The organism is Pseudomonas sp. PAMC 25886, from assembly GCF_000242655.1.
GTDB lineage: Bacteria > Pseudomonadota > Gammaproteobacteria > Pseudomonadales > Pseudomonadaceae > Aquipseudomonas.
In genome coordinates, this window is sequence record NZ_AHHC01000033.1 from 96,782 (window position 1) to 108,895 (window position 12,114).

The 12,114-nt window shown below is 62.6% G+C and carries 12 protein-coding genes; 8 read left to right on the top strand and 4 right to left on the bottom strand.

The window, feature by feature from the left end; all coding sequences use genetic code 11:
• Positions 1 to 163: 163 nt before the first annotated feature.
• Together MUM_RS0110835 and MUM_RS0110840 are read left to right on the top strand one after the other, a co-directional pair.
• Positions 164 to 595, top strand: a complete 432-nt coding sequence (locus MUM_RS0110835) for a nuclear transport factor 2 family protein (protein WP_010169737.1) — start codon at positions 164 to 166, stop codon at positions 593 to 595.
• Positions 596 to 825: 230 nt separating this feature from the next.
• Positions 826 to 1,467, top strand: coding sequence for a LysE family translocator (locus MUM_RS0110840; protein ID WP_010169738.1), 642 nt, complete (start codon positions 826 to 828; stop codon positions 1,465 to 1,467).
• Here MUM_RS0110840 and MUM_RS0110845 read toward each other — a convergent pair.
• Positions 1,464 to 2,792, bottom strand: a complete 1,329-nt coding sequence (locus MUM_RS0110845) for an aminotransferase-like domain-containing protein (RefSeq protein WP_010169739.1) — start codon at positions 2,790 to 2,792, stop codon at positions 1,464 to 1,466. The two genes, MUM_RS0110840 and MUM_RS0110845, sit on opposite strands and share 4 nt — an antisense overlap.
• Before the next feature lie 92 nt (positions 2,793 to 2,884).
• Between MUM_RS0110845 and MUM_RS0110850 the strand changes: the two genes are divergently transcribed.
• Positions 2,885 to 3,775, top strand: coding sequence for a DMT family transporter (locus tag MUM_RS0110850; protein WP_010169740.1), 891 nt, complete (start codon positions 2,885 to 2,887; stop codon positions 3,773 to 3,775).
• Here the strand turns inward: MUM_RS0110850 and MUM_RS0110855 are convergent.
• Both MUM_RS0110855 and MUM_RS0110860 read right to left on the bottom strand, forming a co-directional pair.
• Positions 3,772 to 4,926, bottom strand: a complete 1,155-nt coding sequence (locus MUM_RS0110855) for an MFS transporter (protein WP_010169741.1) — start codon at positions 4,924 to 4,926, stop codon at positions 3,772 to 3,774. The genes MUM_RS0110850 and MUM_RS0110855 overlap by 4 nt on opposite strands.
• Positions 4,927 to 4,968: 42 nt before the next feature.
• Positions 4,969 to 5,523, bottom strand: a complete 555-nt coding sequence (locus tag MUM_RS0110860; RefSeq protein ID WP_010169742.1) for a YceI family protein — start codon at positions 5,521 to 5,523, stop codon at positions 4,969 to 4,971.
• A 118-nt stretch (positions 5,524 to 5,641) separates the two neighbouring features.
• Here MUM_RS0110860 and MUM_RS0110865 point away from each other — a divergent pair, with 118 nt between their 5' ends.
• Both MUM_RS0110865 and yghX read left to right on the top strand, forming a co-directional pair.
• Positions 5,642 to 6,136: a PaaI family thioesterase gene (locus tag MUM_RS0110865; protein WP_010169743.1), complete on the top strand. Its 495-nt coding sequence runs from the start codon at positions 5,642 to 5,644 to the stop codon at positions 6,134 to 6,136.
• 44 nt (positions 6,137 to 6,180) lie between these two features.
• Positions 6,181 to 7,068 (top strand): YghX family hydrolase, encoded by an 888-nt coding sequence (gene yghX / locus MUM_RS0110870; RefSeq protein ID WP_010169744.1) that lies wholly within the window; start codon positions 6,181 to 6,183, stop codon positions 7,066 to 7,068.
• 134 nt (positions 7,069 to 7,202) lie between these two features.
• On the opposite strand, the gene MUM_RS0110875 is transcribed toward yghX, so the two are convergent.
• The gene (locus MUM_RS0110875) at positions 7,203 to 8,387 is read right to left on the bottom strand and encodes a DUF2252 domain-containing protein (protein ID WP_029615846.1); all 1,185 of its coding nucleotides are present in this window, start codon (positions 8,385 to 8,387) and stop codon (positions 7,203 to 7,205) included.
• Positions 8,388 to 8,627: 240 nt separating this feature from the next.
• On the opposite strand from MUM_RS0110875, the gene MUM_RS0110880 reads away from it, so the two are divergent.
• The 3 genes from MUM_RS0110880 to MUM_RS0110890 all read left to right on the top strand — a co-directional run bounded on the left by MUM_RS0110880 (position 8,628) and on the right by MUM_RS0110890 (position 12,037).
• Positions 8,628 to 9,890 carry an aspartate aminotransferase family protein gene (locus MUM_RS0110880; protein ID WP_010169746.1) on the top strand — a complete coding sequence of 421 codons (1,263 nt, stop codon included), beginning with the start codon at positions 8,628 to 8,630 and terminating at the stop codon, positions 9,888 to 9,890.
• Positions 9,887 to 11,389 carry an APC family permease gene (locus tag MUM_RS0110885; protein ID WP_010169747.1) on the top strand — a complete coding sequence of 501 codons (1,503 nt, stop codon included), beginning with the start codon at positions 9,887 to 9,889 and terminating at the stop codon, positions 11,387 to 11,389. Before MUM_RS0110880 ends, MUM_RS0110885 begins: the two co-directional genes overlap by 4 nt.
• 72 nt (positions 11,390 to 11,461) lie before the next feature.
• On the top strand, positions 11,462 to 12,037 hold the full coding sequence (locus MUM_RS0110890) for a DUF1349 domain-containing protein (protein WP_010169748.1): 576 nt from the start codon (positions 11,462 to 11,464) through the stop codon (positions 12,035 to 12,037).
• Positions 12,038 to 12,114: the final 77 nt, after the last annotated feature.

The window sequence follows — 12,114 nt, forward strand, 5'->3', positions numbered from 1 at the left end:
ACTTCACAAGTGATACGACAACCAACAGTATTCGATAGCGCCTATATACAGGCCTACGAGAAATTTCACTTTCCTTGACGGCCTGAAATACGGCATTGTTGTACGACGACTACAAAATCTCTCCTGTGTCGTACCAGTACCCCACAACAACAAGGAAACACCCATGCAAAACGTCAAAGTGTTGATTGGTTTTCTGTGCCTGTTCAGCGGCTACGCAGCCGCCGCCCCTGTTGCGAGTGACAAGGATGTAGCCGTTGCGGTCAATCACCTGACCCAGGCCATGCTGCACAAGGACATCCCGCAACTGCAGGCCCTCACTGCGAACAACCTCACCTACGGCCACTCCAGCGGCAAGATCCAGAACAAGCAGGAATTCATCGCTGACATTGAAACCGGCAGAAGCGGCTTCAAGACCCTGGAAATGCAGAAACAGACGATCACCCTGAATGGCGACACCGCCCTGGTGCGCAACCACTTTTCCGCCCAGGCGGTGAACAGTGGCGTTGAGGTGCCTACCGAAATTGAGAACTTCCAGGTCTGGCAGAAACAGAAAGGCAAGTGGCTGCTGATTGGGCGCCAGGCCTACAAGTTCTGATAACAGCCGGATGCTTTCCTGTGAACAGGGAGCTTGCTGTGGTGGGGGGGCTTGCTGTGGTGGGGGGCTTGCTGTGGCGAGGGAGCTTGCTCCCGCTGGAGTGCGCAGCGCTCCCAAGGTTTTGGGGCCGCTACGCAGCCCAGCGGGAGCAAGCTCCCTCGCCACCGGGGCTCCCGGGCCACACTCAAAAAGGGGTAGGATCGCGCTTTAACCAGACGCCGAGCCTGAACATGGATTTTCACTCCCTACTCGCCTACACCCTCGTCGCCGCCATTGCCATCGCCAGCCCGGGCCCGGCGATCCTGATGGCGCTGAACAACAGCCTGGCCTATGGCGCACGCTCAACGCTGTGGTCTTCGCTGGGTAATGTCAGTGGCGTGTTCTGCGTATCCGCCGCGGCGATGCTGGGGCTGGGTGCGTTGATCCTCAGCTCCGAATGGGTGTTCAACGGGGTAAAAATCCTCGGTGCCGGCTACCTGTTTTATCTGGGTGCCAAAAGCCTGTTCAAGAAGAACCCATTGCTGGCCACCAACTCCCAGGCACCGACGCGGGTCAACGCCCCTTCGCCCTGGAAACTCTACAAGCTGGCGTTCCTGACCGCCGTCACCAACCCCAAGGCCGTGTTGTTTTTTACCGCACTGTTCCCGCAGTTCATCAACCAGCACGGCGCACTGCTCCCGCAATTCATGGTGCTGACCCTGATTTTCATGGCGCTGTCGGCATTGTCGCTGACCCTGTACGCCCTGCTCGCCGCACAGGCCAAGGGCTTGCTTGCGCGGCCAACATTTTCCAAGTGGGTGGACCGGGTAGTGGGCTCGACCTTTATCGCATTCGGCACACTGCTGCTGACGATGCGTCGGCAAACGGCCTAGTACGCCTCCACCGCCCAGCGCACTTTCACCAGCGCCTTGCGCAGTACCTCCCGATCCACCGACCCCAGCGCCACGCGTAAGGCATGGGGTACGTGGGCCGAGACGGCAAACGGCTCGGCGGTGGACACCGAGATATTTTCCCGCGCCAGCGCCATGGTGATCTGGTCGGCGCGGGCGTCTTCCGGCAAGGGCAGCCACAAGAAATACGAGGACGGATGGCGGATCACATTGAGCCCCGCCAACACCTCATCGGCTACCGCCTGGCGCGCCCGGGCGTCCTCGCGTTTTTGCGCTTCCAGTTGCTGCACGGTGCCGTCGTCGAGCCACGCCGCCGCGACGGCAGTCATCACTCCAGGGGTGTTCCAGGTGGTGGCCATGACCGTACGTTCCAGCGCCGCCATCCACGGCTGGGGCGCGGCGACGAAACCCACCCGCAGCCCGGTGGCGACACTCTTGGACAGCCCCGACACATACACCGTGCGCTCCGGCGCCAGTTCAGCCAAGGGTGGCGGCGCGTCCTCGGCTAGAAACGCGTAGGCGGCGTCCTCGATCAGGGTCAAATCATGCCGGCGGGCAATCGCCACCAAGTGTTCGCGCTGCTCCATGCTCATCACCCAACCCAACGGGTTATGCAAGGTCGGCATGCTGTACACCGCACGTACCGGGCGCCGGGCACAGAGTTTTTCGAGGACGGCCAGGTCCGGGCCGGTCGCGGTTACCGGGATCGCGACGATTTCCAGGTGCAGTGTCTCGGCCAGTACCTTGAACCCGGAATAGGTCAGCGCATCCACCGCCACCACATCGCCGGGCTTCAACAGCGACATCATGGTCACCGCCAGCCCGTGCTGGGCCCCGCTGACAATCAGCACCTGCTCGGCTTGCACCGTCAGGCCACGGCTCGCCAGGTGCCGCGCCACCGCCGCCCGCTCATGCAGGCGGCCGGCATGAGGCTGATAGCGCAGCAGTGCGGCCAGGTCGCCGGACAGCGCCAATTGGCGCAACGCCGTGCGCAGCAGGTCAGTCTGGCCCGGCAGCGACGGGTAATTGAAGTTGAGGTCGATCATGCCCGCGGCCACCGCGATCTGACCGACGCCCTGCCCCGGCGACAACGCGATTTCCCGCACAAAGGTCCCGCGCCCGGTCTCGCCGCTGACCAGGCCCATGGCTTCCAGCTCGGTGTACACCCGGCTGGCCGTGACCAGCGCCAGACCGTGGCTGGCGGCCAACTGGCGGTGGGTCGGCAAGCGGGTGCCCGCCGCCAGTGTGCCGGAGCGGATATCCCGGGCGAAGGTATCCACCAGGGTCTTGTAGCGGGCGCGAGGCATAAGCGATGTATCCATGACAATTCTTTGATTGTCTTAAGGGTGAATCATAGGATGCGAAGGACGCAACTTATCCTTCATCGAGCCCTACGCCCATGGAACGCACCACCCACCTCAACACCCGGGAACACAACGCCAGCGGCTGGATCAATGGCTTTATCGGCGTGGTGATCTTCAGCGGTTCACTGCCCGCCACGCGCCTGGCGGTGCTGGAATTTGATCCGGTGTTTCTGACCGTCGCCCGTGCCACCATCGCCGCCCTGCTCGGCCTGTGCCTGCTGTGGCTGTTCAAGGAAAAGCGCCCGGCCCGCCACCAGTTACTGCCCCTGGCAATCGTCGCGCTGGGCGTCGTGATCGGCTTCCCGCTGCTCACCGCATTGGCCTTGCAGTACGTCACCAGCGCCCACTCCATCGTGTTTGTCGGCCTGCTGCCGTTGGCCACTGCGGTGTTCGGCGTGTTGCGTGGCGGCGAGCGGCCCAAGCCGGTGTTCTGGCTGTTCTCGATCCTGGGCAGCCTGCTGGTGGTGGGCTACGCCGTGTCCCAAGGCCTGAGCGCCGCGCCACTCGGGGATGTGCTGATGCTGCTCGCGATTGTGGTGTGCGGCCTGGGTTATGCCGAAGGCGCCAAACTCTCGCGCACCCTGGGCGGCTGGCAGGTGATCTGCTGGGCACTGGTGGTCTCGCTGCCGATCGTCGCGCCACTGACGGCGATTTTCGCCCCGCAGTCTTTCACCCGCATCAGCCTGCCCGCCTGGCTCTGCCTGGCCTATGTGTCGCTGTTCAGCATGCTGATCGGGTTTGTATTCTGGTATCGCGGGCTGGCCCAGGGCGGCATCGCCGCCGTGGGACAGTTGCAGTTGCTGCAACCGTTCTTTGGCCTGGCACTGGCGGCCACGCTGCTGCATGAGCAGGTGAGCCTGGGCATGCTGGTGGTGACGGTCGCGGTGATTGCCTGTGTGGCGGGCGCGAAAAAGTTTGCGCGCTAGGCGGTCTTCCTCAGCATCAGCAACGCGATAAACAGTCCACCGGCCACGCCGACACTGATCATCAAGCCATGAGGGCTGACGTAAGACACCGTCGCCCCCGTGGCAATCGGCCCGAGCACGCTGCCCAGGGTGTAGAACAGCGCAATCGCAGTCATCGCGGTAGACACCTGATGCTCGGCCACCCTGTCTCCCGCCTCGATCACCGCCAGGGTGTTCATGCCGCCAATCGCGCCGCCCCACACAAATACGATCAGCGTCGACAACCACGGCAGCGATTGGCTGAAGGGAATCGCCAGGGTGCCCAGCAGCACCACCAGGCCGCAGACCAACTGGCCGGTTTTGTACGAGCTTCTGTCCGCCATCCAGCCGATGGGCAGTTGCAGCACGGTACCGCCGATGCCGAATACCGAGATCAGCAACGTCGCCGCCGTCAGCACATAGCCCGTCGAGAGACTGTAGGCACCGAGGAAGGACACCGATGAGGTCTCCGAGAACCCGGCGATAAACGCGCCGCACAACGCCACCGGGATCACGCTGAACAGTTTGCCGTGGCGTTTCTCCGCCGGAGTTTTCGGCCGCGAATCGTGCCCTTTCAAGCTCAACGCAAGGCCGCCGGACAGCAGCACGATGGCCGCGCAGGCGTAATAGGGCATCGCACTGTCGACCCCGAACACCACCAGCAGCAAGGGCCCGACGGCAATTCCCAGGCCCATCAGGGTTTCGTGCACGCCAATGGCCCGGCCGCGTTCGCTGTCGGTGGCCACGGAGACGATCCAGGTATCACAAGCGATCCAGCGCAGGATCAAGCCAATGCCCAGCACAAAGTTCAACGCGAACAGCAGCCCCAGTTCGCTGGTCAGCGTCATGCCGATCAGCCCCAGCACAGTCAGGACCACGCTGAGGAGATTGGCCCTGACCAATCCCAGGTACCCCAACAACCGTGGCACGACCTTGTACAGCAGCAGGATCGCGATCCACGAGGCGCTGACGATCACCCCGATTTTCGCCGGGTCCACGCCCTTCTGTTCCAGGGACAACGACAGCAACGGCGTGATGGTGCCGATTTGCACAATCTGGGACAGTACCGACAGGGTGTTGATGCGGGTCAGGGCCAGCCAGCGTTGTTTGTCGCTGTAAGCAATATCGTCCATGACGTTACCGGGGGTTATTCTGAGTCGCCAGAGTCTCAGCTCTCAGCGTTCAGGCGCAACCATCTTGAACTTGATGAGGATCTCGTTCGACACCACGCTGTCGGCCCACTCGCCCGCGCCGATCTTGAAGTCGTCGCGCTTGAGCACGAATTCGCCGTCGAACACGCCAATGCCGCTTTGCTCCTTCAGGGCCACCTTGACCTCCACCGGCCTGGTCTGGCCCTTGAGGGTCAGGTTGCCGCTGAACAGGTAGCGGTTGTCGCCCAGGTCGGTGATGTGGGTGGAGGTAAAGGTGCCCACCGGGTAGGTGGTCATGTCGAACCAGCCGGGCTTGGGCAGTTCGGTGTTGGCGTCGTCGCTGCCGGCGTTGATGCTCGGCAGTTGGATGGTCAGCACGGTGCTGGCGGCGGCGGGGTTTTGCGTATCGAAACGCAGGGTGGCCGAATACGTGCCGAAGGTGCCGTACACCTGCTGGCCCATCTGGTCATAGGTGAAGCTGATGGTGCTCGCCGCCGGGTTGACGTCGGTGTATTCCACGGCATACGCGCTGGACAAGGTGCCGAGGGTAAGGAAGGCGGCTAGCAATCGATGTTTCATGGGGTTCTCAACTGGAAATGAACACGCTGTGCAGTAGTAACAGCGTAGGTGCTGGATTTATTCCCGCGCCTGGCATTAGGCTCGTGCCCCGACGGAACTCAAACAACAAGGAGCCACGATGCCCGCGCTTTCCCTGCAAGACACCACCGCCCCCGAAGGCGTCTGTTACGGTTGCGGCAGCAGCAACCCCCACGGCCTGCACATCAAGAGCCGCTGGGACGCCGACGGCATCCACGTGATCGCCGAGCACCAGCCCGACGCCCAATACTGCGGCTGGCCAGACCTGGTCTACGGCGGGTTGATCGCGATGCTGGTGGACTGCCATTCGAACTGGACCGCCATGGCCTATCACTACCAGGCCGAACAGCGTGAACCGGGGACCCTGCCGCGTATCGACTGCGTCACCGGTAACCTGGGGATAAAATTTATCAAGCCCACGCCGATGGGCGTGCCGCTGACCTTGCGCGCGAAAGTCGAGGGTGAGGTCGGCCGCAAGACCCGCGTGGTATGCGAGGTGTACGCCGATGGCGTGCTGACGGCAATTGGCGACTCGGTGTTCGTGCGGGTCGACACCGGGCGGTTGGCCGCCGCGGCCCATGGCCGGGAAGCCTGATACTGGTCTACATTCAGTCCCACCGCTAATCGAGGACGCCACCGATGACTCGCCTGACCGCCAAAGACTTCGCCCCTGAACTGCTGGAGCTTTACGACGGCTACGCCCACGGCAAGATCAACCGCCGGGAATTTCTCGACCGCGCGGCGCTGTTCACCTTTGGCGGGCTGACGGCGTCGGCCCTGCTCGCCGCCCTGAGCCCCAACTATGCCTTGGCCGAGCAAGTGAAATTCACCGACCCGGAGATCGTCGCCGACTACATCACCTACCCGTCACCCAAGGGCAACGGTACCGTCCGGGGTTATCTGGTGCGCCCGGCCAAGGCCACCGGCAAGGTGCCGGCGGTGGTGGTGGTGCACGAGAACCGTGGGCTGAACCCATACATCGAAGACGTCGCCCGCCGGCTGGCCAAGGCCGGGTTTATTGCCCTGGCGCCAGACGGCCTGACCTCTGTCGGTGGCTATCCCGGCAACGATGAGAAAGGCGTGGAACTGCAGCAGAAAGTCGACCCCGAGAAACTGATGAACGACTTCTTCGCCGCCATCGAATGGCTGATGCACCACGACGCCAGCACCGGCAAGGTGGGGATCACCGGGTTCTGCTACGGCGGCGGCGTGACCAATGCGGCAGCGGTGGCGTATCCGGAACTGGGCGCGGCGGTGTCGTTTTACGGCCGCCAGCCGCAAGACAAGGACGTGCCACGGATCAAGGCGCCGATCATGCTGCATTACGGTGAACTGGATACGCGAATCAACGAGGGCTGGCCGGCGTATGAGAAGGCGTTGAAGGCGGCGGGTACGACGTATGAGGCGTTTATCTACAAGGGCGCCAATCATGGGTTCCACAATGATTCGACGCCGAGGTATGACGAGGCGGCGGCGAATCTGGCGTGGGAGCGGACGTTGGGTTGGTTCAAGAAATACCTGGCCTGAAACCGCTCATGTAGGAGCTGGCTTATGTGGGAGCCGGGCTTGCCCGCGATGGCATCACCTCGGTGTGTCAGATGCACCGCGGTGATGCCATCGCAGGCAAGCCAGCTCCTACAGTGATTCAGGTGTTTCCCGGATCAGTGCTCCAGCGCATACCGCCGGCAATGATTCAAATACCCTTCCTCGTGGCTCCCCACCAACTGCACCACGCTGGTCCACAGCCACGAAGGCGCATCCAGCCGCTTCGAGCGGTTCTCCTGCAACATCGCCATCCAGTCCTTGCGCGTATCCCGGTCCATCTGCCGTGCATGCGCGACGCCGACCACCCGCGCCAGGTACCCGGCCGCGTGCATGGCATCTATTTCGCTGAGCTCATCCAGTTCCAGTTTCATGTCCTGGGGCAGCAATTCACGGATGAAAAACCCGTGGTCCAGAAACCGCGTCGCCAGCATCCGTTCTCCCAACGCCGGTGATAAATGCCGTGCGCCCTCCACGACCCGCCGGCCGTTATCCCGAGGCATCTTCGCCCGCGCCGCACGCGGCGCCGCAGCGCCAACCGCTTCCTTGATATCGATCAGGCAATACTCCTGATCAGACCCATCCCCTACCCCCAACAACACCGCATACCGCAATAACCCAAGGGAGCTGCAACCCTTGACCCAATACGCCGAGTCCAGCAACTCAACCTGGTCATCGTTGGACCGGCCTTTAAGGGAGGTGACCAGCCGGTGGATTTCATCCGAGGCGCACAACGTCTCCAGGGCTGACTTTTCCGCCCGGGACAACGACCAGAAATGCTTGCCCAACGGAATCGTCGGCCGGGTGCTTTCAATACGCTCCCGGGCCAGATTTTTCCATGTGCGCTCCACCGCACTGCGCATTCCGGCCTTGACTTGCGACGGACGCGGCGGTGCTTCGTCGGGCTTGTCCTTAAACGCCTGGGCGTACCCCACCATCATCTCTTCGAGCATGCGAGCGGTGGTCACCCCCGGCAAATCCGACCCCCGCGCAGCAGTCGCCAAAGACAACGCCAGGCGCACCAGGTCATGGGCCGGGTTACCGATCACCGCCTGGTCAAGGTCACGGATATGCATGTCGATCCGGCCCTTGGTGTCGCCCGTGGGCCCGAGGTTGCCGGCGTGGCAGTCGCCACAGATCCAGATCGCCGGCCCGTGGGGCAAGCGCCGGCCGTGCTGGCTGTGCAGCCACTCATAAAACTGAACCGTACTGCCCCGCACATAAGCGTGGGCGGAGCGCGCCATCTTCAAGTTGCGCAGTTGCGTGAGGTGGGGCATTCGCGAAGAGGGACGCGGCGTTTTCATAGAGGCACTCGTCATGGGGCTACGGTAGAGGCTTGCCCGCGACAAATGTTTCATTTTGTTTCAAGAAGCTCTATTAACGGAGCGCCTGATTAATAAGCCACGCCAAATAATCCCACTGCAATCGGTCTTTCTATTCCTCCCGCCCCCGGGACTAGCATCGGGGCAACTCGATGCAGCGAGTCACAACCCTAACTGCACACATCCCCAAACACTGCCGCCCTAACAAAAGAGATAAAGCAGATGAATGAAGTGATGAACACCGCACCCGCCAAGATCAACCTGGTCAAGGCCCGAGGCTCGCTGGTATGGGACGACCAGGGCAAGGAATACATCGACTGTACCGCCCAGGCCTGGTCCAACAACTTGGGGGCGAATGACCCTCGGGTGGTGGAAGCCGCCGTCGCGCAATTGCGCGAAATGACCCACATCCGCCCCAACTTCGGTTCGCCCGCCCACACCCGGCTGGTGAAGAAGCTACGGGAAGTCTCCCCCGGCGCCCTCAACCAGATGGGTTTCGCCCTGCATGGCAGCCTCGCCGGTGAAATGGCAATGAAACTGGCCTTCAAGAACCGCCCCGGCGCGCAAAACCTGCTGGTGCTGCAAGACGGCTACCACGGCCGCTCCCTCGCCACCCTCGGCGCCAGCTGGCCCCATCCGAACAACCCGTTTTTGCCGATTCAACCGCGCTTCACCCGTGTGCCCCATCCCAACCCCTACCGCACCCGCCTGGGCATGGACCCGGAAACCGAGTCGCAGCTGTGCCTCGGCCTGCTGGAAGAAACCATCCTCAAGGGCGTCGACGGTGGCGTGGCGGCGGTGATGATGGAACCGATCCAGGGCAATGGCGGGCACATCGAATTCCCGCGCTCCTACTACAAGGGCGTGCGCGAGATCTGCGACCGCCTGGGTGTACTGCTGATTTTTGACGAGGTCCAAACCGGCTTCGGCCGCATGGGCACGATGTTTGCTGCGGACTATTACGACGTGCTGCCCGACATCATCGTATTCGGCAAAGGCGTCGGCGGTGGCTTCCCCCTGGCCGGGATCCTGGCCGATGACAAGCTCAAATGGTTCGACGAAGGCGAAGAAGCCCTGACCTTCGGCCACTTCCCGGTCTCGCTGGCCGCCGGCTACGCCACGGTGGAAGCCATCGTCGCCGACAACCTCTGCGAAAAAGCGCGGGACTCCGGCGACTACATCACCGCCCGCCTCAAGGACATGCAAACCCGCCACCCGTTGATTGGCGACGTGCGCTGCCCGGGGCTGATGGCTTCCATTGAACTGGTCAAGGACCGCACCACCAAGGAGCCTGCCTGCCGGGAATCCCAGGAGGTGTATCGCCTTGGAGTGGAGCGCGGCGTATTGTTTGGCGAAAGCCGTTACGCAGGGCTGGGCAACCTGATCAAGGTCAAGCCGCCGCTGGATATCGAACGCCCGTTGCTGGCCAAGGCCCTCGACGTGCTGGACGAGGTGATCGGCATCATCGAGGAGCAACGGCCATGAGCACATTCGTCGAAAACACCGTGACCGCCCCGCCGAATGCCCAGGCACCGTTGTCCAGCGACGACGCCGACCTTGCGAGCCTCGGCTACGAGCAAAAGATGCACCGCACCATGAGTTCGTTTACTTCGTTTGCCCTGGCCTTTTCCATGGTCTCGATCAACACCGGGGTGGTCACGCTGTTCGCCGACCCGTTCAACCGGGTCGGCGGTATCGGCATTCTCCTGTGGCTGCTGGTGATCCCGCTGGTGTGCTGCATCGTCATGGTCTACTGCCACCTGGCCGGGCGCATTCCGCTTACCGGCTACGCCTACCAATGGTCCAGCCGGCTGGCGGGCAATCACTTCGGCTGGTTTACCGGCTGGGTCGCGTTCACCTCGTTTGTGGCGGGTACTGCAGCCACCTCGGCGGCCATCGGCACGGTGTTCGCACCGGAGATCTGGGCCAACCCGACACAGGGCCAGATCCAGGGCCTGAGCATCGGTGCCACCCTGGTGGTGGGCCTGCTGAACATCTGCGGGATACGCCTGGCCACACGCATCAACGACATCGGCGCAATCATCGAAATCATCGGCACCGTGCTGCTGGCGATTGCGTTGTTCTTCGGGGTGTTTTTCTTCTTCGAGCACACCCAGGGCGTGGCGATCCTGACCTCCGCGCAACCGGTGAGCGGCGCCGGCATCAGCTTTACCACCCTCGCCCTCGCCACCCTGCTGCCGGTCTCGGTGCTGCTGGGTTGGGAAGGCGCCGCCGACCTGTCGGAGGAAACCAAAGACCCACGCCGCGCCGCGCCCCGGGCGATGATTCGCGCGGTACTGGTGTCCAGCGTATTGGGCTTCGTGGTATTCGCCTTGCTGAGCATTGCGATCCCGGGTTCGGTCAGTGAGTTGCTCAGCCACAGCGAAAACCCGGTAATCAACATCGTGCGCCTGCAACTGGGCAACGCCGCCGGCATGGGCATGATCGTGATCGCGTTTGCCTCGATCCTCGCCTGCCTGATCGCCAATATGGCCGTGGCCACGCGCATGACCTTCGCCCTGTCCCGGGACAACATGCTGCCGGGTTCCAAAGTACTGGCGAAGATCAACCCGCACTTCGGTACGCCGGTCGCTGCCATTGTGCTGATCACCGCCATCGCCGTACTGCTGAACCTGGCGAGCGGCGGGTTTGTCACCGCGATCTACTCGATGGTCGGCCTGACCTACTACTGCACCTACCTGCTGACGTTGATTGCCGCGTACCTGGCCTATAAAAACGGCAGGATGCCCGGGGCGCCCGACGGTGTATTCAGCCTGGGCCGCTGGTTGTTGCCCATGATCATCCTCGGCGGCCTGTGGGCCATCGCGGTGATCCTGACCCTGAGCGTGCCGGAAGAAAGCCACACCGGCGCCGTCACCACCGGGGTTACACTCGGCGTCGGTGTGCTGTGGTGGTGGTTCTCGCTGCGCACGCGCCTTAACAATGGCACCGCCGGGCCGAGCAGCAAATTGCTCGATCACTAGTCGCTGATTGCAGCCAAACAACAAAACCCCGAACGCCGGGGTTTTGTCTTGTCATCCTCAAGGAGCTTCCCGATGTTTGAACAGGCCAACTGGCTCAATCAACCCCGGCACTGGAGCCGAGAAGGCGAACGCCTCAAGGTCCGCACCGATGCCAGCACCGATTTCTGGCGCGAAACCCATTATGGTTTTGTGCGCGACAACGGGCATTTCCTGTTTGTCGAAACCGACGGCGATTTTACCGCCCAGGTCAAAATCCACAGCGAATTTACCCACCTGTATGACCAGGCCGGCCTGATGGTGCGGGTCGATGAAGCGCATTGGGTGAAGATCGGCGCAGAGCTGTCCGACGGCGTGACGCTGCTGAGCAGTGTGTTGACCAATAGCGTGTCGGACTGGGCCACCGGTGTGTTCCCCGGGGACCCCGAAGCGTTCTGGATTCGCGTCACGGTGGCCAAGGGCGTACTGCGCGTACAGGTGTCGGTAGACGGCGTGAGCTGGCCGTTGGTGCGTCTGGCGCCCTTCCCCGTGGCCGCGTCCTATCAGGTCGGGCCTTACTGCTGCACACCGGAGCGTGGCGGGCTGGAGGTGGAGTTTTCCGAACTGCAGGTCAGTGCGCCCAATCGCAAATCCCTGCACGACCTGTCCTGACTAACCCCGGCTGCTCGCCACTTCCATCGCCAGTTCGGCAAAATTGCGCGCCGCCACACTCGGGTGTGGCGGCAAGG